This is a genomic window from Limnovirga soli, from assembly GCF_013106755.1.
Taxonomy (GTDB): domain Bacteria; phylum Bacteroidota; class Bacteroidia; order Chitinophagales; family Chitinophagaceae; genus Limnovirga; species Limnovirga soli.
In genome coordinates, this window is record NZ_WHPF01000008.1 from 148,698 (window position 1) to 175,004 (window position 26,307).

The 26,307-nt window shown below is 39.8% G+C and carries 19 protein-coding genes, 2 tRNA genes and 1 riboswitch; of the genes, 9 read left to right on the forward strand and 12 right to left on the reverse strand.

The annotated features are described in order from the left end of the window. Positions 1-9 precede the first annotated feature (9 nt). The 3 genes from GD597_RS12715 to dnaA all read right to left on the reverse strand — a co-directional run bounded on the left by GD597_RS12715 (position 10) and on the right by dnaA (position 1,974). A tRNA-Pro gene (locus tag GD597_RS12715) sits at positions 10-86 on the reverse strand. A 41-nt stretch (positions 87-127) separates the two neighbouring features. Continuing rightward, positions 128-216: transfer RNA gene (locus GD597_RS12720), tRNA-Ser, on the reverse strand. A gap of 327 nt (positions 217-543) precedes the next feature. Then, on the reverse strand, positions 544-1,974 hold the full coding sequence (dnaA, locus tag GD597_RS12725; protein WP_171608247.1) for a chromosomal replication initiator protein DnaA: 1,431 nt from the start codon (positions 1,972-1,974) through the stop codon (positions 544-546). A gap of 575 nt (positions 1,975-2,549) precedes the next feature. Here dnaA and GD597_RS12730 point away from each other — a divergent pair. Then, positions 2,550-2,924: a DUF3127 domain-containing protein gene (locus tag GD597_RS12730; protein ID WP_171608248.1), complete on the forward strand. Its 375-nt coding sequence runs from the start codon at positions 2,550-2,552 to the stop codon at positions 2,922-2,924. Between the two features lie 35 nt (positions 2,925-2,959). Then, positions 2,960-4,558, forward strand: a complete 1,599-nt coding sequence (locus GD597_RS12735) for an NAD(P)/FAD-dependent oxidoreductase (RefSeq protein WP_171608249.1) — start codon at positions 2,960-2,962, stop codon at positions 4,556-4,558. A gap of 166 nt (positions 4,559-4,724) precedes the next feature. Here the strand turns inward: GD597_RS12735 and GD597_RS12740 are convergent, their stop codons facing one another. Next, positions 4,725-5,729: a zinc dependent phospholipase C family protein gene (locus tag GD597_RS12740; RefSeq protein WP_171608250.1), complete on the reverse strand. Its 1,005-nt coding sequence runs from the start codon at positions 5,727-5,729 to the stop codon at positions 4,725-4,727. 138 nt (positions 5,730-5,867) lie between these two features. Between GD597_RS12740 and GD597_RS12745 the strand changes: the two genes are divergently transcribed. The 4 genes from GD597_RS12745 (at position 5,868) to GD597_RS12760 (ending at position 10,395) form a co-directional block, all read left to right on the forward strand. Further along, on the forward strand, positions 5,868-6,800 hold the full coding sequence (locus tag GD597_RS12745; RefSeq protein ID WP_171608251.1) for an ABC transporter ATP-binding protein: 933 nt from the start codon (positions 5,868-5,870) through the stop codon (positions 6,798-6,800). 42 nt (positions 6,801-6,842) lie between these two features. Next, on the forward strand, positions 6,843-8,171 hold the full coding sequence (locus tag GD597_RS12750; RefSeq protein ID WP_171608252.1) for an ABC transporter permease: 1,329 nt from the start codon (positions 6,843-6,845) through the stop codon (positions 8,169-8,171). A gap of 272 nt (positions 8,172-8,443) precedes the next feature. Further along, entirely contained in the window at positions 8,444-9,514 is a 1,071-nt protein-coding gene (locus GD597_RS12755; protein ID WP_235954290.1) for a quinone-dependent dihydroorotate dehydrogenase, read from the forward strand. A gap of 68 nt (positions 9,515-9,582) precedes the next feature. Continuing rightward, positions 9,583-10,395, forward strand: a complete 813-nt coding sequence (locus tag GD597_RS12760) for a TerC family protein (RefSeq protein WP_171608253.1) — start codon at positions 9,583-9,585, stop codon at positions 10,393-10,395. Between the two features lie 147 nt (positions 10,396-10,542). On the opposite strand, the gene GD597_RS12765 is transcribed toward GD597_RS12760, so the two are convergent. From GD597_RS12765 to GD597_RS12775, 3 genes are all read right to left on the reverse strand, one after another. Then, positions 10,543-11,982, reverse strand: coding sequence for a hypothetical protein (locus GD597_RS12765; RefSeq protein WP_171608254.1), 1,440 nt, complete (start codon positions 11,980-11,982; stop codon positions 10,543-10,545). Positions 11,983-12,094: 112 nt separating this feature from the next. Then, positions 12,095-12,730: a phosphatase PAP2 family protein gene (locus tag GD597_RS12770; protein ID WP_171608255.1), complete on the reverse strand. Its 636-nt coding sequence runs from the start codon at positions 12,728-12,730 to the stop codon at positions 12,095-12,097. Then, positions 12,714-14,285: an ArnT family glycosyltransferase gene (locus tag GD597_RS12775; RefSeq protein WP_171608256.1), complete on the reverse strand. Its 1,572-nt coding sequence runs from the start codon at positions 14,283-14,285 to the stop codon at positions 12,714-12,716. Before GD597_RS12775 ends, GD597_RS12770 begins: the two co-directional genes overlap by 17 nt. 387 nt (positions 14,286-14,672) lie before the next feature. On the opposite strand from GD597_RS12775, the gene GD597_RS12780 reads away from it, so the two are divergent. Both GD597_RS12780 and GD597_RS12785 read left to right on the forward strand, forming a co-directional pair. Then, positions 14,673-15,617: a glycosyltransferase family 2 protein gene (locus tag GD597_RS12780; protein WP_171608257.1), complete on the forward strand. Its 945-nt coding sequence runs from the start codon at positions 14,673-14,675 to the stop codon at positions 15,615-15,617. 15 nt (positions 15,618-15,632) lie between these two features. Further along, a complete protein-coding gene (locus GD597_RS12785; protein ID WP_171608258.1) occupies positions 15,633-16,520 on the forward strand; it encodes a lysylphosphatidylglycerol synthase transmembrane domain-containing protein in 888 nt (295 codons plus the stop codon). A gap of 173 nt (positions 16,521-16,693) precedes the next feature. On the opposite strand, the gene GD597_RS12790 is transcribed toward GD597_RS12785, so the two are convergent. From GD597_RS12790 to GD597_RS12810, 5 genes are all read right to left on the reverse strand, one after another. Next, positions 16,694-17,950, reverse strand: a complete 1,257-nt coding sequence (locus tag GD597_RS12790; RefSeq protein ID WP_171608259.1) for a homoserine dehydrogenase — start codon at positions 17,948-17,950, stop codon at positions 16,694-16,696. Positions 17,951-18,075: 125 nt separating this feature from the next. Continuing rightward, entirely contained in the window at positions 18,076-19,107 is a 1,032-nt protein-coding gene (locus tag GD597_RS12795) for a homoserine O-acetyltransferase family protein (protein WP_171608260.1), read from the reverse strand. Positions 19,108-19,293: 186 nt separating this feature from the next. Beyond that, on the reverse strand, positions 19,294-20,601 hold the full coding sequence (locus GD597_RS12800; RefSeq protein ID WP_171608261.1) for an O-acetylhomoserine aminocarboxypropyltransferase/cysteine synthase family protein: 1,308 nt from the start codon (positions 20,599-20,601) through the stop codon (positions 19,294-19,296). A gap of 235 nt (positions 20,602-20,836) precedes the next feature. Then, positions 20,837-22,024 (reverse strand): trans-sulfuration enzyme family protein, encoded by a 1,188-nt coding sequence (locus GD597_RS12805; RefSeq protein WP_171608262.1) that lies wholly within the window; start codon positions 22,022-22,024, stop codon positions 20,837-20,839. Between the two features lie 163 nt (positions 22,025-22,187). Next, positions 22,188-22,301, reverse strand: a riboswitch (SAM riboswitch). A 68-nt stretch (positions 22,302-22,369) separates the two neighbouring features. Then, positions 22,370-22,909: a hypothetical protein gene (locus GD597_RS12810; RefSeq protein WP_171608263.1), complete on the reverse strand. Its 540-nt coding sequence runs from the start codon at positions 22,907-22,909 to the stop codon at positions 22,370-22,372. Between the two features lie 339 nt (positions 22,910-23,248). On the opposite strand from GD597_RS12810, the gene uvrA reads away from it, so the two are divergent. Beyond that, on the forward strand, positions 23,249-26,200 hold the full coding sequence (uvrA, locus tag GD597_RS12815) for an excinuclease ABC subunit UvrA (protein ID WP_235954291.1): 2,952 nt from the start codon (positions 23,249-23,251) through the stop codon (positions 26,198-26,200). Positions 26,201-26,307 lie beyond the last annotated feature (107 nt).

The following is a 26,307-nucleotide window of genomic DNA, read 5'->3' on the forward strand; positions in this document are numbered from 1 at the left end:
AAGCCTTTTTGGTCGGGAAGACAGGATTCGAACCTGCGACCCCCTGGTCCCAAACCAGGTGCGCTACCGGCCTGCGCTACTTCCCGTTCCTTTGATGCATTTAACATGCCGTGTTTGTTAAATGCTGCGGTGAGGGCGGGATTCGAACCCGCGGTACAGTTTAACCCGTACGGCAGTTTAGCAAACTACTGATTTCAGCCACTCATCCACCTCACCTCCTGCCCCCTGTTCTTTAGGGGTTGCAAAAATAGGGAGTGCATTTTGAATATCCTAAAAAATTGACCCCGATTGGCAAAAAAATATTGTATTTAAGTATGGTTATTGGCTGTAATGCTTAACTCTATTGCGTTATAGGGGTTTGATTGTTTTTGTTAACAGTATTTATACCTATTAAAAAACCTGCCGGTAATGGCAGGTTTTTTAATATTTTCTATCTGTATTTGTATTTATGCTGTTTTTAAGGATGCCATATAACCCGAACCCTGCAGTGTGCGACGCAAGTAAAGCCCAATTTATAATTAGAGCCGGGCTAATACCATTTTTTTACATAGCAGCGAGTTGTACTTTTTGGGTTAGCTCCATTACATTTTCGCGGAAAAGGCTATCGGTATCCATTAAATCTTTTACAGTTTGGCAACTATGAATAACCGTGGTATGATCGCGGCCGCCAAAATGCTCTCCAATGGTTTTTAGTGAGTTTTTGGTAAAGGCTTTGGCCAGGTACATAGTAATTTGTCTTGCCTGTACTATTTCGCGTTTACGGGTTTTTTGTAACAGTTTATCATAAGGCACATCAAAATATTCGCATACCATTTTTTGTATGGCATCGATGGTAATTTCTTTGCTGCTGGTTTTTACAAAATTGCGCAGTACTTTTTTAGCCAGTTCAAGGTCTATTTCTCTTTTGTTAAGTGATGATTGTGCCAACAGGGAAATAAGTGCACCCTCTAATTCGCGTACATTGGTATTTATATTATATGCCACATATTTAACTACTTCTTTTGGCATATCCAGTCCATCGTTCTTCATTTTACGTTCCAGTATTTCGATACGGGTTTCGTAATCGGGAATTTGCAAATCTGCACTTAAACCCCAGCGAAAACGGCTTAATAATCTTTCCTGCAGTCCATCCAAATCCTTTGGTGGTTTATCAGAAGTTAAAATAAGTTGTTTGCCACTTTGGTGCAGGTGGTTAAATATGGCAAAGAAAGCGTCCTGGCTTTTTTCTGCACGGGCAAAAAATTGTACATCATCAATTATCAGCACATCTATTAATTGATAGAAGTGAATAAAATCGTTAATGGCATTATTGCGGCTATGATCCTGAAACTGGTTGATAAATTTTTCGCTGCTTACATATAATACTACTTTATTGGGATGCAGTCTTTTTACATCGTTACCAATGGCTTGCGCCAGATGTGTTTTACCCAGACCAACACCACCATAAATTACCAAAGGATTAAAAGAGTTGGCTCCGGGCTTTTCGGCAACAGTTTTACCTGCCCTGCGGGCTACACGGTTGCAATCGCCTTCAATAAAAGCATCAAATACATACGCATGATTTAATTGCGGATCTATTTGCATTTTTTTAAGACCCGGAATTACAAACGGGTTTTTAACCGGACTATTGATGATTAATGGGAAATCCATTTCATTATTATTGTACATTTTCATGTTACCAGCCGGTACATCCATAGAACCATTGCGACCATTGTTGCCACTATCTACCATTATGCGGTATTCCAATCTGGCATCTTTACCCAATTCGCGTTTTAATGTTTTTGCTAAAAGATTTACGTAATGCTCTTCCAGGTATTCAAAAAAGAACTGGCTGGGCACTTGTATCATTAAAACATTGCCTTTTATTTCAACTGCTTTAATAGGCTCGAACCAGGTTTTATACGGCTGCCAGTCTACAATATCCTTAATTATTTTCAAACAGTTATTCCATATGGATTCGGCGCTATTAGTCATGACAATCATCGACAATTTTAGGAATTTTAAAAAAAACATACAGGGAAAAAAAGCCCAAAAAAATTTGCTCAGTGGGTGTGAGCAATTTTTTTGGGGCAGGGGCGAATATCAAACTTATAATGTTGAAAAAAAAATTTTTTAGTCTGTAATTTTTTACTTCCAAAACAATTTTCCCACAATTGTCATCTTTTTTTTTTCGGTGGAGTTTTTTTGAAAAAAGCAAGTATTTTTTTTCTCACATGATAATGCTTGATTTACAATGATAATCATGTTTTTTCGAATACATACCTGCCTTAAACAAGGGTGTTTTTAACCATGGGATTAACCGGTATTCATCCAAAAAAATATTTTTTAATTATTTAAAATAAATATCGTTGTTATTTGGATTTTTTTTATTAAATAAGAGCAGTGAAAGTAGATTAAAAACTACCTTATTCTTACCCGAAATCTACACGTTTTTTCTTTCTTAAATCAATTAATTGTAGCTGAAAAGCTTACTGCTATTGAATTTGAATAGCCTATTTAAAATTGGTACTTTCTGTTTGTTTCTATTACTTTTGTCAAAAAACAGCAATATGTCTTTTGAAATAACAGGTAAGTTTATAGCTAAGTATGATATAGTACAGCGTACAGAGTCGTTTAAAACCAGAGAGTTTGTAATTGAGAAAACAGAAGATATAGGCGGCCGTACCATTAATAATTATGTAAAATTTCAATGTACACAGGATAGAACTGCCATGCCCGACAGATTTAATATTGGCGATGAGGTGAAAGTGCTGTTTAATATTAAAGGAACCAAATGGGTGAAAGATGGCCGTGAGAACTATATTACCAACCTGGATGCCTGGCGTATGGAGCATATAAAACTGTCTCAGGAAGATGCCAATATGCCACCGGCATTTATCCCTGATGCACCACCCTCAGAGATTGTAGACGATTTACCATTTTAACGCTTTAATGATTTTTGGGTTAACTCCCCGGCATCATGCAACACCAATTATCTCTTCGTTTATTGCCTGCACAGGCTGCTGATGATAATGCAGTACTTGTCTTGGCTGCGCAACAGCTGGGTATTGGCCTTCCTGCTATTACCGGATTTTATCGTTTGAAACAATCCATTGATGCCCGCAGCAGGCAACAAGTGTGGATAAACCTCACTATCCACATTTTTATAAATGAACCTTTTGAAAACCGCATATGTGAACAACTGCAATTGCGCAATGTGAATAACGCATCAAAAGAAGTGTTAATTATTGGCGCCGGACCAGCAGGTTTATTTGCTGCCTTGCAATTAATTGAGTTGGGAATAAGACCCATTATAATAGAAAGGGGTAAAGATGTACGTTCCCGCCGCAGAGACCTTGCCCAGCTGAATAAAGAAGGTGTGGTAAACCCCGAAAGTAATTATTGTTTTGGCGAAGGTGGCGCCGGCACTTATAGTGATGGTAAATTATATACCCGCAGCAATAAGCGGGGCAGCATTAACCGTATTTTAAATGCCTTTGTACAATTTGGTGCTGAAGAAAAAATATTGTACCAATCTCATCCGCATATTGGTACCAATAAGCTGCCGCATATTATTACTGCCATGCGGGAACAGATTATTGCCTGTGGAGGTAAAGTGCTTTTTGAAAAAAAACTGGTGGATATTACCATCGTTAATAATGCCATTACACAGGTAATTACAGCTGATGGAGATTGTATACCCGCTACTGCGGTAATATTGGCTACAGGCCATTCTGCACGGGATATTTTTACTCTCTTGCATCATAAAAATATTTTAATAGAGTCCAAGCCCTTTGCATTGGGTGTGCGTATAGAGCATCCGCAGGTGTTAATCGATCAACTGCAATATCATTGTAATAACCGTGGCGAATTTTTGCCCCCTGCAGCCTATAGTTTGGTGGAGCAGGTAAATAACCGGGGTGTTTTTAGTTTTTGTATGTGTCCCGGTGGCATTATTGCACCCGCCGCTACCAACCCCGGCGAGTTGGTGGTAAATGGATGGAGCCCCAGTAAACGCAATAATCCCTATGCCAATAGCGGTATGGTGGTACAGGTAGAACAAAAAGACGCATTTGAATACCTTACTAAAACAAATCCTGCCAATAAAAGCCTGCAAGCAGATAATCCTTTATTATTAATGCATTTTCAAGCCGCTGTAGAACAAAATGCTTTTGTTGCGGGCGGAGGTAAACTGGTAGCACCTGCCCAGCGTATGGTAGATTTTTGCACCAACAATCACTCTGCAACGCTGCCTCAATGCAGCTATTTACCCGGTTTGCAATCGGCCGATTTGCGTACTGTACTGCCAGGTTTTATTCACCAGGCATTGCAGGGTGGGTTTAAAGCATTTGGTAAAAAAATGAATGGATATTATACCAACGATGCAACTGTGGTAGCAACAGAAAGCCGCACATCATCGCCGGTACGAATACCAAGAGATGAGGAAGGTTTGCATCATCCCCAAATAAAAAATTTATATCCATGTGCGGAAGGGGCCGGTTATGCCGGTGGTATTGTAAGTGCTGCTATGGATGGTGAAAAAGTGGCCACCATAATTGCAGCAAAATTGGGTAATTAATAGGTGTGGGCCCGGCAGTAAAGCGCATTGCAGCTTTACTTGCGTCGCACACTTGTACGGTAGAATATTTATCGGCTATTTGGCTAACAGCTCATTCATTTTCCAAAAGCACAAAAGTGCGACGTAACGGCTGCCACATTTCTATTCTATAGCCTGGCTACAAAAATTACTTTGTCTTTTTTAAAGCATACAACAAACTATCCTGCACCAAATGATTTTGTTGGTAGGCGGCCAGTTCTTTTTTTAGCGTTAATTTTTGTGCTTTGGTTAAAGTTGCATTGGGTAGTTTATTTAAGTTGGGTTTGCCGGCATCTACCCAGGCGGTGTACCAGAAATCGCTTAACAAGTTTGCAGCGTATATTAATTCATCATTAATAGAAGTGCCCAGCGCATTGGAATAGGCTTTGGCAAAAGCTGTAGTGTAGTATTTTACTTCCTTGCCATTGCGTATTTGTATGCGGTATTTGGTACTATCAGTAAATTGTTTAGTTACCTCTTTTTCTTTGCTAAAAACCAATGGCAGCATGGCATTGGCTTTTTTTACTGCGGCCCAGATTGCCGCTTCTTTATTGCTGATATAGGTTGCCTTATGCGTACTATATAAATTATAATTGCTTATTTCAATTTCGGGCACTACAGATTCCCATAAAGCATGAATGCCTTTTTGATTGGATAATTGTCCGTCGTAATTAATAGTGGTATGTAATGGCACAGTGGCATCTTCTATATAATGCCCAAGATCTGCAGCGTAAAATAAAATGCTATCGGTATTGTGTTGTTTAAATGCATTGGTTAACAACTGTTGCATATGTATTACATAATAAGGTACATAACCGTAGGTAAGCAAAGTATCTTTACTGTACTTTTTTATGGCATCGTTCCAGTTAAGCGGCATATTATTAATTGCATCGTGGCCATACATTTCAATATCAATAAAGTGTTTGGTGGCTTCGGTGCTATCTTCGTTGCGCCGAACATCGGGGCGAACAGAATTGTACTCCAGGTAATCGATATTTTTATATAAAAAGCTGCGTAATGGCTTTGGCTGCTGATAAATAGCTAACTGATGTGCTGTTTTGTGGGCTAAAAATCCCCAACTGCTGCAAATAGTAATAAGCACCAGTGATACAATAAATACAAGCGTTTTCTTACCCGAAAATTTAATTGACATGACGATTGGTTATTTAAAGAGCCGCGAAGGTATTATAAGCTGGATGAACGGCGTAAGAAATTGATACTTTGAAACACTAATATTTATATCTTAACATTTACAAAACAGCACGTGCTGTTTTTATTAAACCTTACCAAAATGGCATTATTAGAACTGCATCACCTGAAAAAGTATTATGCTACGCAAAAGGCCGTAGACGATATTAGCTTTAGTATAGAAAAGGGCACCATATTTGGCTTGCTTGGTCCCAATGGCGCCGGCAAAACCACCTTGTTGCGTATGATTACCGGCATTTTTTTTCCCGATGAAGGGCAAATTAATTTTGATGGTGTCCCTTTTAACCCCCTGAATGATATTATAAAAATAGGCTACATGCCTGAAGAGCGTGGACTATACAAAAAAATGAAAATTGGCGAGCAGGCACTCTATCTGGCCCGTTTAAAAGGATTGGGTAAGGCGGAAGCCATGGAAAAAATAAAATTCTGGTTCAAACGCCTTGAAATGGAAAGCTGGTGGAATAAAAAAGTGGAAGATCTGAGTAAGGGTATGAGCCAGAAACTGCAATTTGTAATTACCGTACTACACGAGCCTAAATTAATCATTCTGGATGAGCCTTTTAGCGGGTTAGACCCATTAAATGCCAACCTGATAAAAGATGAAATTTATGGATTGGCACAACGTGGATGCACTGTTATTTTTAGTACACACCGTATGGAGCAGGTAGAAGAAATATGCGATCATATTGTATTGGTAAACCTGGGTAAAAAAGTATTGGATGGTACGGTACAACAAATAAAGCAGGACTTTAAAGAAAATAAATTCAGCATACAATTAAGTGGTTTGCCCCAACAGGTTAACAGCAATGCATTTGAAGTGATAGATACCCTGGCAAATAAACTTACCGTAAAAATTAATGAGGGCTACCGCAGTAATGATGTATTGCAATATTTTATTCAGCAGAACATCAATATAGAAGCCTATAGCGAAATACTGCCTTCTTTGAACGACATATTTATTAACCTGGTAGAAAGTACACATGCTACCACCCGTTCTTTTCAAAATATAGGATAGGGCCTGGCTTTATCACAAACAATCAAATACCAAATAACCGTTATGAATAAAATATTACTGGTTGCACAAAGAGAATTTTTAACCAGGGTGCAAAAGAAAACATTTTTACTTACTACCATTTTACTGCCATTAATCATCTTTGGCTTTTATGCACTAATCATTTATTTCTCAGTAAATGGTGGAGAAAACGTAAATATTGCTGTTGTAGATAATGCCAATATTTTTAAAGGTAAGCTGGATAACAAAGATGAAGTAAGCTTTAGCTTTTTACCCAACGAAAGTAAGTCTGATCTAATTGCTAAAGTTACTGCCGGTACATACGATGGCTATATTTACCTGCCTCAAAATACCAATGTATTATACAGTGATAGTATTCAAATTGTATCTGCCAAAAAAATAGGTATTATAACCCGTGATCAGATTCAAGACCAAATAAATAATAAGCTGCGTGAAGCACGTTTACTATCCCTTAATATTTCAAAAGCACAGTTGGATAGTGCCCAGGCCGAAAACCGGGTAGGTTTTACCATGTTAAACGGCACTGAAGACTCTGATGCAAAAGTGGGTGCCAGCCTTATTGTAGGCTATATCAGCGGCTTTCTTATCTACATCATATTATTTATTTATGGCACCATGGTAATGCGTGGGGTAATGGAAGAAAAAGTAAGCCGCATTGCCGAGGTAATTGTAAGCAGCGTAAAGCCATTTCAGCTTATGATGGGTAAAATTTTTGGTATTGGCGCGGTAGGTCTTATACAGTTTTTAATTTGGATAGTGCTGGTATTTGGTTTGCAGTTTGCTGTGGCCATGCTGTTCCCCGATATTATGCACCAAATGCAGGGCCAGCCCGTTCAGCCGGCAGGTATGCAGGCGGCGCAGGCCTATCAGGCAGCACAGGATTCGCCTGGTATTATGTCGGGCTTAAGCCAGATTAATTTCCCTATGATTATTGGCTGTTTTATATTTTATTTTTTGGGTGGATATCTGTTATACTCGGCCCTGTTTGCAGCTGTGGGCAGTGCGGTAAACGAAGACCCGCAGGATGCCCAAAGCCTGATGTTGCCCATTACCATGCCTATTATTTTTGCTATTGTAATTATGACCAAAGCCGTGCAAGACCCCTCCAGTGGAATTGCCGTTTTTGGTAGTCTGTTCCCATTAACATCGCCCATTGTAATGATGGCCCGTATTGCGCACGGGGTGCCAGATCCGGTTCCTTACTGGCAGCTCATCACCAGTATGCTTTTATTAATTGGAGGCTTTTTAGCCACCACCTGGCTGGCCGCCAAAATATACCGTACCGGCATATTAATGTATGGCAAAAAAATTACGTGGAAAGAAATGTGGAAATGGGTAATGCGTAAAAGTTAAGAGCGCATTTTTAGCCAAACAGCAAATCTTTAATATAGCATCCGTTGCGTCGCACTCTTGTACTGTATCTATAATGGCAGCTGGTTTTAATAAGCAAAAAGTACTTATTGCACCACACTGTTTGCCGGGTAAAGTACAGAACGTACAAGAGTGCGACGCAACGGATGCTGCTATTTAATCCACTGCCAGGTACACCAATCCATGGCTTTTTAAAGAACTTATATACAAAATGCGGATAAAAAGGTGGCTGCATCTTTTTTCAATTGGGGTAAATGGCAGTTCTTTGCGCCATGTATACCTTATTAAGAAATTTTCTGTTCCTGTTCCCACCAGAGGCGGTGCACTATTTCTCTATGAATATGCTGCGACTGGCTTGTGGTATTGGTTTTATAAAAAAATTAATTACCCGTGCTTTTACATTTGAACATCCAAGTCTGCAAAAAGATTTGTTTGGGTTAACATTTAAAAACCCTGTAGGCCTTGGCGCCGGTTTTGATAAAAATGCCCTGTATTTAAACGAGTTACAGGCATTGGGATTTGGTTTTGTTGAAATTGGTACCGTAACCCCAAAACCACAGGCCGGCAACGATAAGCCCCGTTTATTTCGCCTGACAAAGGATAAGGCACTTATTAACCGCATGGGTTTTAATAACGAAGGCGTAGAAGTGGTTAAAAAGCGTTTAGAAATTTGGAATAGCCTGCACCCGGCCAATAGCAAGCAACGTATGCTGATTGGCGGTAATATTGGGAAAAATAAACTTACCCCCAATGAAGATGCCTGGAAGGATTATGAAATTTGTTTTAAGGGCTTATTTGATTGTGTGGATTATTTTGTTGTTAATGTAAGCAGCCCAAATACGCCCGGTTTACGCGCCTTGCAGGAGAAAGATTCTTTAACCAAAATTCTGTCGCACCTGCAAACCATAAATCATGCTGCTATAAAGCCAAAACCATTGCTGCTTAAAATAGCACCTGATCTTACCACAGAACAATTGGATGATATTATTACCCTGGCACAGGAAGTAAAATTGGATGGTTTAGTGGCCACCAATACCACCATTAGCAGGGCTAACCTGAAAACAGATGCCAATACAGTAGATGCTATTGGGGCCGGCGGACTAAGCGGCAAGCCGGTGCAGCAACAATCAACAGTCGTATTGCAATACCTAACTGAAAGGCTGGGTAGCAATATTCCGGTTATTGCCAGTGGTGGTATTTTTACGGCAACAGATGCCAAAACAAAAATGCAATTGGGTGCCCCATTGGTGCAGGTATGGACGGGCTTTATTTACATAGGGCCAGCTATTGTTAAAAACATTTGCAAAGCCTTGCATAAAGCATAGACAGCTTTTTAATAAGCATTAATGATAATTGATTACAATCAACCAAAACAGAAAGCTAAATAAAAATTATGGAAAATCTTTTTACGGCAGATGCATTAATTAGTTTGTTAACCTTAACCATTCTTGAAATTGTATTGGGTATAGATAATGTAATTTTTGTTTCCATACTGATTGGTCGTTTAAACGAGGCCAAACAAAAATTAAATGCCCGCCGCGTATGGATGTTTGCTGGTATTGTAGTACGTATTGGCTTGCTGATGGGCCTGGGCTGGCTGGTAAATAATGGCAGCAAAGAATTGTTTGGTTTTACCTTTAATAGTGTGCATTACCCTTTTAACCTGCGTAACTGTATCATGTTTGCCGGTGGTATTTTTCTGCTATATAAAACGGTAAAAGAAATTCACGAAAAGCTGGAAGGCGATGAAGCGGTAACTGATTATAAAAAAAGTGCAGGTGCATTTGGCGCCATTGTTTCGCAGATTGTAATTGTAGACATGGTTTTTTCTTTTGACAGTATTATTACAGCTATCGGACTTGCGCAGCATGTAGAAGTAATGATTATTGCTGTTTCTATAGCCATGGTAATTATGTTTTTCTTCTCACAAAATATTGCCAGTTTTATTGACAAACATCCAACACTAAAAATGCTGGCACTTTCCTTTTTATTAATGGTGGGTTTTAGTTTATTTTTCGAAGGACTAGAACCCATACACCATAGCCATATTGACAAAACCTATATTTATGTTGCCATGGCTTTTTCTTTTGGCGTAGAGTTGTTAAACATGCGCATTCGCAAAAAGCAAAAAAATGTGGTTAAGCTGCATGCGCCAAGGCTTACAGAGCAAGCGCAATCCGAAGATGGTGGCGATATGGCGCATTAAACATAATACGCCACACTTATTCAAAAGGATTATTAGCCCTGCAATTGTTGCATATGGCGGCTTTACTTGCGTCGCACACTTCAGGGGTTGGAATGCGGCTCAGCAAATTATTTACCCGCAAAAAAGGGTTACTATTTTGGGCGTGTATTAATCCTGTTCGTCATCTGTAAAAAGGTCATCATCCTCATCATCGTCAGCAAAGGGATTATCCTCGTCTGTAATGTTTAAATATGCTTTAAGCCATTTGGAAAGTTGTATGGCGTACATGTATTTTACATCGCCCCCAATTCCGCAAATGCTAAGCAGGCTATGATAATAAAAAATGTCCTCGGCTTTGTTTTGCTTAATGGCGTATAAAGCTTTAAATATCCAGAAACATTTATAGTGTAATGAATGTAGGTTTTTATGTGCAGGGTAGGCTTCCTGCACCTGCGTTGCCTGTATTAAAAAATTGAATTGAGGCAGTACCGTTTCATGTTTTAGTAAACTGTAAAATGCCAATAACATTTGCCCGGCAGGTAAATATTGGTGCATATTTTCTTCCAGTGCATTTAAGTTCATTAATATAAAGGGTAGGGGTACTGTTTGAAAAAGCAGATAGGTGCTTAATTCGTTTGAAGCGTTTTTCGTGAACAGTTTATAAAAAGATTCTGCCGCTATTGCATTTGGCTCCTGCCTGGCCGATATTTTCTTAAGCGCCTCAAAAACCGCTTCGTCTGCATCATTATTCATGTCTGCCAGCCGTTGGCTTTCTTCTATTTTATTATGAAATATCTTATATTCCTGGGAAGATAAAAGTGCATCAATTTTGGGAATTAAATCGGGTGCTGTTTCTTCCAGTTTCCTTAATAACAATTCAGTTTTTATCATCAGATTGTCTGTAGCACTTCTTGCATTCAATTCCAGTATATCTTCCAGTAATTCAGTTTGATAGGCTTTGAGTATATTAAAATCTATAAAGCCATCTTCTATTTCATTAAAATCTTCTTCATTTAGCTCATCATCATCCATATCCCATTCATCATCTTCCTCCTCCTCTGATTCGTCATAATCATCCATATCTTCTTCAAATGAAAAAGAAAAATTGTCCCTGCCAGCATGCTTTTCCAGTTTGGCTAAAATGGGTTTGTAGTTATAGTCTTCATTTACCAATAAATAGGGGTTGCCTTCTTCATCGCCAACAGCAATATCCATCAGCGGAATACTATCATCGTCGTCTTCCAGTATGTATTTGGCTATTTCAAAATCTTTATGCGGACTAATTTCAAAATGCAAAGCAAAATCGTGGCCTGCATAAATTACGTTATGTGCGGTATTGTAATCGGTTTCTATTAATCCCATTGCCGATACATTGTTCAGCTCCTCCAGCGGGGTATTAAAAATATAATCGCATTCTTTTATGCCCAGACAAAGCAGATCGATAAGAAATACACCGGCGGTAATATTCTCGTTGCTATGCTGGCGCATGACGATAATATTGGCCAGTTTGGCATCGTTCCAATCCTCGTTAATATAACATTTATAAATGGGCAAATTTCTGGCCCTTGTTTGTATATATTTTTCCGGTGACAGTGGTTGTTCTTTCATATAAATAGCAATTTACACATACAAAATATTAACTGCTGATTTTTTTGTTGCCGTACAAGTGTGCGACGCAAGAAAAGCCATATGCATAGATGCAGCCGGGCTCTAAAAATAGCTATACTTTTACTTTTCTTTTCCACCAATAGCGTTGAAACTGAATGGCCGCGGCCACTGAAATAATACCAGTTATAATGCCTGCGCCAACATCAATAGGAAAATGCTGGGCCAGGTAAATTCTGGAATATCCCACACCCAAAGCTGCCAGAAAGCCCACCGTTACCCACCAGTTTTTTTTAAGTAACACACAAAAAAGCAAGTAAAAACTAAATGCAGTAGCCGTATGCCCCGAGGGGAAGCTGGATATGGTATGCATTTCTACGCCGGGCACGGTATGGATAAGGCTAATATCGGCAATGGCTTTTATGGGTCTTGGGGCATTTGGAACTATTATGTATTTACATACTTGTGTAAGCAAGGTTATGACAATAAAACAGCTGATTAATAATGCAATAACATCTTTTCTTTTTAAAACAAAAATTACTATGGCCAATACTATCGGCCACAGAATGGAATCGCCCAAATACGTATAGGCTGCAAAAAAATAATCAGCAAAACTGCCCAGGTTATTATTTAGTAAAAGAAAAAATTGCTCTTTGCCTATTATAAAGTTGAAGGCAATTAAAATTATGGCGGCAATACCGGCAATAATTGCGCCTGCCCTAAAATTTTTAATATTAAGGTCGTACATCATGGTATTGCAATATTACGGTAGTAGGCAATTCAAATATGTCGTGATGCCGTGCAATTTCAGTTAGGGGCAATGTTTTTAGCGAATCCAGAAAATCGGTACGGGTAATAATTATACCACTGCCGGTGCTATCCATCCAATGTTGCAGGGTGGGTATATTAAATGCACGGGGAACATTTTTATCCAGATAAAACCGGTACCCCGGATTGTAAATATTATAACACAAAATATTGGGTTGTTTTTTAACCATATCAATGGTCTTAGATACGGGGTTTTGTCCATACAGGGTAGGGTATAACAGGTGTAAACCAATACCATTAAAGATGCAATAACACACAATAATTATTTTAAACTTGCGCTGCCAGCGTGTTTCAATAAATAGCGATGCAATAAATAACAATGGTGTGGCCAATAGTAATAATGCTACCCAATTTATATGGGCTGCTTCTGCTTCCTGGGCAATGGCAAAATAGCCAGCCACAGGTATGATAAGCGTAACAACAATTAAGATATAAAATGGGTATTTTTTGCCACTAATATCCCTGTTTAGTAGTAATGCTAAATAGTTACCCAATATAATAGCTGCAAAAGGATAACATGGCATGGCATAATTGGGCAATTTAGTTCTGGCAATACTAAAGAATACCAGAAACGCAAGCACCACAATGCTGCTAAACCGAACTAAGTTTTTATTAAATACTTTCCACCTTTTATTTATTACCTCCCCAATAAAACTAATAAAGGGCAACAGGCCTATTACAAAAAACAGCAGGGTAAGTAAGAAAAAACCACCATGCCCTTCCTGAGGATCAGAAAATCGATTCAGGTTATTGTCAATAAAAAAGCCGCGGGTCCATTCGCCATTGGTGGCGCGGTCTACTGCAATATACCAGGGTGCAGCAATGGCCAGCAATAATATGCCTGCAGGTATTAAATGCCAGGTGAAAACAGTACTCCATTTTTTTTGCCAGGCAGCCCAAAGTAAAATGCATAAACCCGGCAAAGCAATAGCTACGGGGCCTTTGGCCAGGGTGGCCAATGCCAGGGCAATAGCGGCAATATACAATTGTGCTATGCTTTTTTCTGTAAGCCAGGTAAAAGCACTAAACAACCCCAGCGTAATAAAAAAAATAAGATAGGGGTCGGGTACCGAGAGGCGAAACTCAAATAAAAAATGGGTACTGCTTACCAATATGGCTGCAGTACAAAATGCTGCAAATGCATTCAGCAGCCTTTTGGTATAATAATAAGTTATTAAAACAGTAAGCAAACCCATAATGGCCGAGAAAAAACGAGCCGCAAATGCCGTAGTGCCAAAAATGCTATAGGCGGCCATCATAAAAAAATAATGCAGGGGCGGTTTATCAGTACGTAGCTCACCGTTAAAAGTGGGTACTATATAATTGTGTTGCTGCATCATTTCACGGGCACATTCTGCATTTTTGGCTTCGTCTAAAATGTAAATGGGTGTTGCCCCCAGCCTAAACAGCAGTAAATAGGCCATTATGGCCATTAAACCCCAGAAATAATATGGTTTATATGTATGGTTATTTAACACAGATTAATTTTTTACAAATCTAATATAAAGGCTTTTAAGTAGGTATAACTCTGTGATAAAGGGCCTTGAATGCGGATATAAGCTTTCATTTTTTATGAACCCGGCAGTAAAACAATAATTGAACATCCCTTGCGTCGCACTCTTGTACGGTTGGATGATATGGCGGCAAAAGCACGTTATGCTGTGTATCAAAACAGTAGTTTAATTTTTTATTATCTTTTATATTTTTTGCCTTTTAAAGTGCCGCCATAAAACCCGAACCCTGAACCGAGCGTGGCAAGTAAAGTTGCCAATAGCAATGCCGCCGGTAACATAATACTGCCTTTAAAAGCAGCTGTATACAACGCTTTGGCCTATTTACTTACTTTTGCATGGCAAATTAATTATATGCGTGAACTTTCAGTTGTGGTAACCGTAATGAACGAGGAGGACAATATTCACCCCCTGGTAGCGGCTATTGATAATGCCTTGCAAGGCATAGATTATGAAGTGGTTTTTGTTGATGATGGCTCTATTGATGCCACCCGTAAAAGAATTAAAGAAGTGGTTAGCGATAGGATTGTGCTGGTAGAACTCCGCAAAAACTATGGTCAAAGTACGGCCATGGCGGCGGGTATTGATTATAGCACCGGAAAGTATATTGCCTTAATTGATGGCGACCTGCAAAACGACCCCACCGATATTCCCATGATGCTGCACAAACTAAAAGAGGAGGATTGGGATGTGGTAGCCGGTAACCGTAAAAACAGAAAAGACGGCATGTTTTTGCGTAAAGTACCCAGTAAAATTGCCAATGCCATTATTAGAAATATGACCAAAGTGTATTTTCAGGATTATGGCTGCACCCTAAAAATATTTAAACGCGAAATAGCCGAAGACCTTGGTTTATATGGTGAGTTGCACCGTTTTATTCCAGTACTGGCCAGTATGCAAGGCGCCAGAATTGTGCAGGTAGATGTAAAACATCATCCACGCCAGTTTGGTAAATCCAAATATGGGCTGGGCCGTACATTCAGGGTAATGAGTGACCTGGTAACCATGGTATTCTTCAGGCGTTATAGCCAAAAGCCGATGCACTTGTTTGGTACAATGGGTTTTGTAAGTTTATTCTTTGGTATACTTATCAACCTGTACATGCTGGTATTAAAAATAATGGGGCAGGATATTTGGGGTAAGCCCTTGCTACTTTTGGGTATGATTTTATTATTGGGCGGCATACAACTTATTACCATCGGTATTTTGGCCGAAGTAAGTATGCGCACCTATTACGAATCGGGTAATAAAAAAACTTATCAGGTTAGAAATGTATTTAAGCAGCCCGTTTTAAATTAAATTCAACAGCCATACATGTCTTCAGTAAGCAAGTTGCCTTCCTGGTTAAAGTTGTTCATAAAACTAATGGTTACCGGCTTGTGCTTATGGTATGTTAGCAATAAAATAGATTGGAGTAAGAGCTGGCAAACCCTGCAAAGGGCTAATATATTTTGGCTGCTGGTGGCTACCATTTTATTTGCTGGTTCTAAAATAGTTGCTGCATGTAGGCTTAACATATATTTTAAAAATATGCAGCTGCAGCTTAGCCAAAAAACTAACCTGCAATTGTATTGGCTGGGTATGTTTTATAATTTGTTTTTGCCGGGGGGTATTGGTGGAGATGCATATAAGGTGATTCTTTTAACCAAAACCCACCATCAGCCCGCAAAATTGCTCACTGCCGCCGTTTTACTCGATCGCATAAGCGGCGTGGCCGGATTGGCTGTTTTGGCAGCGCTGTATTATTATGCGGTGTATAGTGGCGGGCAATATGCTTTGTTACTGGTATTGGCCATACTGCCGTGTATTGGTTTATATTATGTAGTGGTAAATAAATTTTTCCCTTCTTTTATTAAGGGTTTTTGGTCCACCTTCTGGATGGGTTTACTGGTACAGGGTTTACAGGTATTATGTGCATACAGCATCATGCAATCACTGCATTTGTACAATCATTCTTCGCCATATATTCTAATATTTCTGTTGTCCTCTATAGTAGCTATATTGCCATTTACCATTGGTGGTTTAGGCGCCAGGGAAGTAGTTTTTATTTGGGGCAGCACTCAGTTTCTTTTAAACCAGGAAGAAAGTGTTTGTATCAGTCTTTTGTTTTATTTAATTACTGTTTTTATTTCTACCATTGGCGTATTTTGGGTATACAAAGCTCCCATTGCCAATCAGGATAATAACAATAATCCGGCGTGATCCCTGCGATAAATTCAAAACAATTGCAGTCAATAGCCTTTAATCAACACTTCATTTTATTTATTTCATTTTGTGACAATGAGTATTTGTAATCAATAACAATTAAGGCGGTTGCTACAATAAAAAAGCCCCGCTCTAATAAAAGAGCAAGGCTAAAAAAGAAATAAAGATAATTATAAAATACCAGCCAGCTCCAGGCTTCTTTTCTTTAGCTTACGTATTTCTACATCTTCTATAATTGGCTCTGGCATTAGAATTAACGAAATGCCATGTTGTTTCCACCATTTGTTTTGAACCAGTTTTTCAAAATGTATAACACCGGCAAAATAACTTCTGTCCTGCCCGCTATGCCATTCTTCAATCCATTCAAAATCTTCTTTTGGTACTTCAGAAAGCTGGTTAAAACTAATATAGGTTTTTAAATAAAAATCGGTAGATAGTTCTCCTGGTGTATGGTAATACAATTTCTTGTATTCATAATGGTAATCGTAGCGCAATGCCGAAATATCGCTAAGCACTGCCGATGCAGTAGGGAAACTTCCCGCACCCTTGCCATAAAAAAATTGCTTGTCCGAGAATCCACTTTCTATTACCACCCCATTGTATTCATTTTTTACAAAACTTAAATGATCATCCAATGTAACAAACTGTGGTAATACAAAAGCGGCTACCTTACCATTTTGCAGTTTACGTGCCTGTGCCACCAGTTTTATTTCATAACTTTTTTGTTTGGCTACAGCTGCATCGCCGGCCTGTATATTTTGAATGCCGGTAAACAAAATATCATCCGCACTTTTTACAATACCATAAGCATGGTTTAATAATATGGCCCATTTATTTACCGAGTCATAGCCCTCTACATCCAAAGTAGGATTGCTTTCTGCAAAACCCAGCTGTTGTGCCAGCAGTAATGCTTCATTATAAGGCAATTTCTCCTCAAACATTTTGGTAAGTATAAAATTGGTAGAACCATTTACAATGGCTTTAATGCCATGCAGTAAATCGTTATCATAATATTCTTCCAGATTTCTAATTACAGGTATCGATGCGCAGGCTGCTGCTTCGCATAAAAAAGGCAAACCGGTTTCCTTTTGAAATTGCAGTATCTCCGGCAAATGTTCTGCAATCATTTTTTTGCTGGCACTTACTACGGCTTTACCATTTTTAAATGCTGTGCTTACAATATCAAATGCCGCTGCAGAGTCGTCTATTACTTCTACAATTACATTAATTTCCGCATCGTTTAACAGCACATTTTTATCTGTGGTAAACAAGCTGTCTGGTGCATTTCTTTTTTTGCCGGGGTGCTTAATACAAACCCTTCTAATCTCAGCACTTAACGATGGTGTTTGTTGCAATACCTTATACAAACCTTCGCCCACCACACCAAAGCCAAATAAGCCAATCACTAATTTTTTATCAGTACTCATCTCTTTATAATTATTGTTTTTTGCAGTTCTAATTATTAGCCCGGCGGTAAAGCTGTTATCCAGCATCCTTGCGTCGCACACTTGTACGCCTGTATCAAATGGCAGCTTTTAACAGCCGGATTGCGTTATGCAATAAAATCTTTTATCAGGGTTTCTAATGTTTCATATTCCAGTAAAAAGCCATCATGGCCATAATACGAATCTATTACCGCCAGTTTTGCATTGGGTATATATGCCGCCAGCAATTCCTGTTCACTGGTAGGGAATAACATATCCGATGAAATGCTTATTACCAGTGCTTTTGCTTTTATGCTTTGCAAGGCTGCACGCACTGCATCGCGGCCACGGCCAACATTGTGTTTATCCATGGCCTGCGTTAATAAATGATAACTAAAAGCATTAAATCTTCGTGCCAGTTTTTCGCCCTGGTATTGCTGGTAGGTTTCAGCTTTAAATTTTTGCTTATCAATAGTAGCGCCTTCGGTTTCAATGGTAAAACCATGTTGCGATTTATGATAAGCTTCATAATGCCGGTACGAAATCAATGCCAGTGAACGGGCTACTTTCATTCCGTTAATCCCCGCTTCGCGTTGCGACTGTTGCCAGGTGGCATCATTTTCAATACACATTCTTTGTGATGCATTAAAAGCAATACCCCATGGCGAATGCTCTGCATTGGTGGCAATGGGAAAAATGTATTCAAATAAATTGGGTTCCTCAATGGCCCATTCCAGCAATTGCTGCCCGCCCATTGAACCGCCAATTCCAATATGGATTTTTTCTATACCCAGTGCATCTTTTAAATGGCGGTAAGCTTTTACCATATCCCTTGTGGTAAACAACGGAAAATGGTGATAAAATGGTTGTCCGGTAGTACTGTCAATATCCAATGGGCCAATACTGCCATAACAGCTATTGGGCATGTTTACGCAAATAATACAATATTTTTCCGGATCAAAAAGCTTATTGTCGCCAACCAGACCGGGCCACCATTCGGCGGGGTTACTATTACCGGTAAGCGCATGAAAAATCCAAACAACATTGCTCTTGGTTGCATTTAACTGACCTTGAATGGTATAGGCCAAATGTATACCCGGCAAGCTTTTGCCACTTTCGAGATAGAAGGTTGTTGGATATGTGAAAATCTGTGGTTGCAAAATTTATTTTTTATGTTCTGCCATTAAAATCTGGGTCTTGCTGATACGGCAAAAGCAATTCTCCTGTTTTGTACCAGGAGAATTGCTTTTTGTATTTTTTTGTTGCCATAAAACCCGAACCCCGAAGAGTGCGACGCAAGTTCAGCTGATTAAAGATGCCATTGCCTGGCCAACAAAAACAGCTAATTATGCTGCATGTACCTTATCAAAAGCCTGTTGAAAATCTGCTTTTATATCATCAATATGCTCAATACCCACACTTACCCTTATTTGATTGGGCAATACGCCGGCAGCAATTTGTTCTGCTTCGCTTAATTGCTCGTGTGTGGTAGATGCAGGATTAATTACCAGCGTTTTTGCATCGCCCACATTGGCTAAATGACTCGCTAGTTTTAACTCATTAATAAAGGCAGCGGCATTTTCTTTACCACCTTTAATACCAAATTGTAGTACACCGCCAAATCCATTGGTTAAATATTTTTTGGCCAAATCGTGGTAAGGGCTGCTGCTAAGGCCCGGGTACCAAACATACTCTACTGATGGGTGTTGTTCTAACCACTGCGCTAATGCCAGTGCGTTTTGTGCATGTCTTTCTACTCTTAAAGAAAGTGTTTCCAAACCTTGTAATAATAAGAAGGAATTAAATGGGCTTTGTGAAGATCCCAGGTCTCTTAATCCTTCTACCCTTGCACGTATGGCAAATGCTATATTGGGTAAACCCAGTGGGTTGCCTTCGCCAAATACATCCCAAAACTTTAGGCCATGGTAACCTTCTGATGGCTCGGTAAACTGTGGGAATTTACCATTGCCCCAATTATAATTACCTCCATCAACAATAACACCACCAATAGAAGTGCCATGGCCGCCAATCCATTTGGTAGCGCTTTCTACAACAATATTGGCACCTAATGCAAGTGGGCGGCATAAATAACCTCCGGCACCAAAAGTATTATCAACAATAACAGGTAAATCGTGTTTTTTAGCCAATGCAATCAAAGCTTCAAAATCAGGAATATTTAAACGTGGGTTACCGATAGATTCTATATAAATGGCTTTGGTATTGGCATCAATTAATGGCTCAAAACTGGCCACTTCATCACCATTGGCAAAACGTGCTTCAATACCCAGGCGTTTAAATGCTACTTTAAATTGGTTATAAGTACCACCATATAAAAATGAGGTAGAAACAAAATTATCGCCGGCACTTAAAATATTGGTAAGCGCTAAAAATTGTGCAGCCTGCCCCGATGCGGTTGCTACTGCAGCTACGCCACCTTCCAGTGCTGCAATGCGTTGTTCAAATACATCGGTGGTGGGGTTCATAATACGGGTATAAATATTGCCAAATTCACGAAGGCCAAATAAATTGGCAGCATGTTCTGCATTGTTAAACCCATAAGAAGTGGTTTGATAAATAGGCACCGCACGGCTTTTGGTAGTGGGGTCTATTTGCTGACCTGCATGTAACTGAAGTGTTTCAAAATGTAAGCTCATGATAGATTTTTTTTAACTGTTTTAATTATTGTGTAAAAGAAATTTGTGGAGTTGACTATGCTGTTACAGCATAAAATGGTGGCAGGTGTTAACGCCAGCCACAACAGCAATCAGTACCTAATGAGGTAACAGAATTGTATATAAAGATGTTTGCTGGTTGTTTCATTTTTTATTTCCTACAAATTTAATAGACTATTAATGCTTCTTTGCAAATATTTGTTGTGTATAATTGATATTAATTGTTAAATATCGCTGCTTGGTTTTCAATTAAAGCATTGTTTTTTAGTGCTTCAAAACTTTGTTCCAGGTCATTTATCAGGTCCTCTACTTCTTCCAACCCAACAGATAAGCGTATTAAGCTATCGGCAACACCTGCATTTCTGCGTTTTTCGGCTGGTATAGATTTGTGCGTCATATTAGCCGGGTGGCATAAAAGGCTTTTCACACCTCCCAGGCTTTCTGCCAGTTTAAATAATTTGGTATTGGTTACAAAGCTGATGGCGGCAGCTTCGCTATCGTTTTTCAATGTAAAAGATACCACACCGCCAAAACCCTTTGCCTGACGTTTGGCTATATCATGGTTTACATGCGATGGTAAACCGGGATAATACACTTTATCTACGGCAGGATGTTGTTCCAGAAATTCTGCCACTGCCTGAGCATTAATGCCATGTTGTTTTACCCGAAGCGTTAAAGTTTCAATGCCCCTTATTACCAGCCAGCTGTCAAAAGGTGCAAGAATGGCACCGGTGGCATTTTGTATAAATTTTAATTTTTCACCAATGGCTTTGTCTTTGGATACTATCAACCCTGCAATCAGGTCGCTATGGCCGCCAAGGTATTTGGTGGCGGAGTGAACTACAATATCAGCTCCCAGCGTAAGAGGCTTTTGCAGGGCGGGTGATGCAAAAGTATTATCCACGCAAAGTAAACAGCCATGGGCTTTTGCCACTTTTGCAATGGCGGCAATATCAGAAATTTTTAGTGTTGGATTGGTGGGCGTTTCTATCCAGATAAGCTTTGTATTTGGTGTTACGGCATTAAATACATTTTCTACATTAGTGGTATCGGTATAATTAACGCTAATGCCAAACTTTTCGTAAATATGAGTAAACAGACGAAAGGCACCTCCATAAATATCGTCTACAGCCAGTATTTCATCTCCGCTTTTTAGCAGTTTAACTACGGCATCAATGGCGGCTAAACCGCTGCCAAATGCAATACCGGTGCTGCCTTCTTCCAACTGGGCAATAATGGTTTCTAAGGTAGCCCTGGTGGGGTTATTGCTGCGGGCATAATCGTACCCTTTGTTTACGCCGGGTGCATCCTGAATAAACGTACTGGTTTGGTAAATAGGTACTGCTATAGCACCGGTTAACGGATCTGCGGGAATGCTGTGAATAATTTGTGTTGCTGTGCTCATCTTAAATGTTTTTTAGTTTGATGAAATGTTGAATAAACATGTTCCAAAGCACTTATCAGGAGGGCAAATCTTACCGGAATGAGCATAAAAAAAGCTCATCTGGTAAGTCAGATGAGCTTAATATGTTTAGCGATAGCGCCGCAAATAATCAAACTTTTACTCTGACTTATCTCTTCCCGCATGTGCGGGTGGAGTTGGCACCTTCTTACAAGTGAGTGACCTGTAAGGGTTGCCAAGGCTTCATCGGGCCAAATCCCTCTGCCTTTCTTGATAAGTATTTAAAGAACTGGTGCAAAAGTAATAGGAGGATGTTGATACTGCCAAATAATTTTTTAAAATTATTTTTTATGGTTGCTGCCCATTTCGTTTAAACCAATCGCTTTGCGAATTGGCAGTTTGTTCAATTAGTAAGGTAGCGGCAAGTTTTTCCTGCGCATTTTTTAGGGCCCGGCTAATAATGGGGTTTTCAAGTGCTTCATTTTCATTTACACCTGTTTGCTGCAAAATGTGAATTATTTTTTGTCCGCCAAAGTGCGCAAACAAGGGCTCTTCTAATGCGCTGTACACCCTGGCTTCGGTTAATTGCAGCGCGGTATAGCATTCCATTTCTTTTGCCCTTAATGGGTAATGTTCTGCAAACACTACGGTTACATTGCGGGTGTTTGCTATATTGGCCATACGGTACAAAAAAATATGTTGGGTATTTATACCCTGGGCAGTAAAATGAGTTTGCAATTGTTGGCAGGTAGTTTCGAACCAGCAAATAAAAATAGTTGATGGCGAGGCTTTTGCCATTAAAGCAAGCGCATCCCATTTAGCATTGTTATGCATAAATACAATGTCTTTAACTGTACAGGAGTCTTTTTTCTTGTTAAAAAATAGCATGGTGAATGGTTTCAAAAATTGCTTATTAAAGATATCGTTTAAATTTAAAAATGCCTGTTGACAGTATTATTGCCGGCTGGTGTAGATATTTTTTTTATACCGGCAATAGTACCGGTGGCATCGCCGCTTGCGTCGCAATCCTTTCATCGGTTGGGGCAATGGGCGGCAGAAAACTGGTATTGTGGATTTGTACATGCCGCCATATTGCTAGAGTACAAGAGTGCGACGCAAGTAAAGCCTCATATTTGTTTTTTGCCGGGCTCAAAAAAAATGATTTTACTGTGTTTCGCAACCAAACAGTTAGGCATTTGTTCTACTTTTACCATCCGGGAAAAAATTATGGCAAAGAAGAAATTAGCCGAAGCCGCAGTAATGCAGCCGGTAGAACAAATTGAAGTTATTGGCGCAAGGGAGCATAACCTGAAGAACATTGATATTGCTATTCCAAAAAACAGGTTGGTGGTTTTTACGGGTGTAAGCGGCAGCGGCAAATCGTCTCTTGCTTTTGATACTATTTTTAATGAAGGCCAGCGCCGCTATATGGAAAGCTTTAGCGCCTATGCCCGCCAGTTTATGGGCGATATGGAAAGGCCTGATGTAGATAAAATTACAGGCCTTAGTCCGGTAATATCCATAGAACAAAAAACTACCAACAAAAACCCCCGCTCCACCGTAGGCACAGTTACCGAAGTATACGATTTTTTGCGCTTATTATATGCCCGTATTGGAGAGGCTTATAGCTATAATACCGGCAAAAAAATGGTGAAGTTTAGCGAGGAGGAAATTGTAACCAATATTTTTCAGAAATTTCCTGGCCAGCGCATACAATTACTGGCACCTTTGGTGCGTGGCCGAAAAGGACATTACCGTGAATTGTTTGAAGATATTCGTAAAAAAGGGTTTTTAAAAGTAAGGGTAGATGGTGAGGTAAAAGACCTGGTGCCGCGTATGCAGGTTGACCGCTATAAAATTCATGATATTGAGGTTGTGGTAGACCGTTTAAAAGTAGAAGATGAGTTTAAAGTACGCATTAGCCAAAGTGTACAACAAACCCTTAAAATGGGTAAAGACCTTATGTTTTTACTGGTAACACCTATGGCCAGTTTGGCCGAAAGCCGCACCACAAAAAAAACAAAAAAATCCACTGAAGCCGATCAGGAAAATAGCGGTACCAATGATGACCTGCTGGTGCAATACAGCAAACAATTAATGTGTTTGGATACCGGCATTAGTTACGAGGAACCATCGCCCAATGCATTTTCATTTAACTCTCCATATGGTGCTTGCCCCACCTGTAAAGGGCTGGGCTCGGTGTATAGCGTAAGTATGGAAGCGGTGATACCGGATAATACCAAAAGCATTCAGGATGGTGGTATTGCCCCGTTGGGCGAAGAACGCGAAGCATATATTTATAAACAGGTGGCACAACTAGCCAAAAAGCATAAAATTGCTTTGGATAAACCGGTGAAAGACCTGCCTGCCAAAGCCATGAATATTTTGTTGTATGGCAATGAAAATGGTACTACTGAAGAGGACCTGCTCGATTTTGATGAAGTACCCAACACCAACCCCTACGAAGGAGAATTTGAAGGTATCATTCCTATGCTGAAAAGATGGTTTACCGGAAGTGGCAGCACCGAAACCATGCGGGAATGGGTAGAGAAATTTATGGAACTAAAAACCTGCCCCACCTGCGCAGGCACCCGTTTAAAAAAGGAAAGTCTTTGGTTTAAAATAGACGAGAAAAATATTGCTGAATTAAGTGCCCTTAACCTGGATAAACTGGCTGTATGGTTTGCTGATATTGAAGCAAGGTTAAATAATAAACAAAACACTATTGCCAAAGATATTTTGAAAGAAATAAGGGAGCGCCTGCAGTTTTTACTGGATGTAGGGCTTACCTATTTATCCTTAAACAGACCAACTCGAACCCTAAGTGGTGGAGAGTCGCAGCGCATACGGCTTGCAACGCAGATAGGCTCTCAGTTGCAGGGCATTACTTATATTTTGGATGAGCCTTCTATCGGGCTGCATCAAAGGGATAATCACCGGCTAATAACCGCCTTACAAAACTTAAGGGATATTGGTAACAGTGTATTGGTTGTGGAACATGATAAGGATATTATGATGGCCGCCGATTACCTGGTAGACATTGGCCCCAAAGCCGGTAAATATGGCGGATCTATCGTAGCTCAGGGCACACCAGAGCAGGTAGTGTCATCTGATTCTGATACAGCCCAATACTTAAGTGGTAAAAAGAAAATAGCCGTGCCCAAAGAGCGCAGAAAAGGCAATGGTAAATTTTTAGAACTAAAGGGTGCTAAAGGCAATAACCTGCAAAACGTTTCAGTGAAACTGCCTTTGGGTACTTTAATTGTGGTAAGTGGGGTAAGCGGTAGCGGTAAATCTACCTTAATCAACGAAACGCTGTATCCCTTACTGGCAAAGCATTGTTATAATTCCAAGGGCAACCCAATGGAATACAAAACTGTTAGCGGGCTGGAGCATATTGACAAAGTAATTGAAATAGACCAAAGCCCTATTGGCCGCACGCCGCGGAGTAACCCCGCAACTTATTGTGGCTTTTTTACTGAAATAAGAACACTTTACGCTGCTGTACCCGAAGCCAAAATAAGAGGCTATAATGCGGGCCGTTTTTCTTTTAATGTAAAAACCGGTCGTTGCGATGTGTGTGAAGGCGGTGGTATGCGGGTAATAGAAATGAATTTTTTACCCGATGTGTATGTGCATTGCGAAAAATGCAATGGCAAACGCTATAATCGTGAAACACTCGAAATACGATATAAGGGAAAATCCATTAGCGATGTGCTGGATATGACGGTGGATGATGCCTGCGAATTCTTTCAACCGGTGCCTTTTATTTATCGTAAAATAAAAGTATTGCAGGATGTTGGTCTGGGCTATATTACCCTTGGCCAGTCTGCCGTAACCCTTAGCGGAGGCGAAGCACAACGTGTAAAACTGGCTACCGAACTGGCCAAAAAAGATACAGGCAAAACCTTTTATATTTTAGACGAACCTACTACCGGACTGCATTTTCAGGATATACAGCATTTGCTGGATGTGGTGCATAAACTGGTTGACCGCGGCAATACTGTATTGGTAATTGAACATAATCTGGACGTAATTAAAGTAGCAGATTATTTAATTGATATTGGCCCCGAAGGTGGCGATGGCGGTGGCCGTGTGCTGTTTGAAGGGCAACCTGAAAAAATGGTAGGCAATAAAGAAAGCCATACTGCGCCATTTCTGGCAATAGAGCTGGCTTAGTTAATTTTTTGGCCCGGCAGTAAAACCAAATGCAGCTTTACTTGCGTCGCACACTTGTACTTTCTGAACATGAATGGGCTTTTAGCTTTTAGCAAACAGCCAATAGC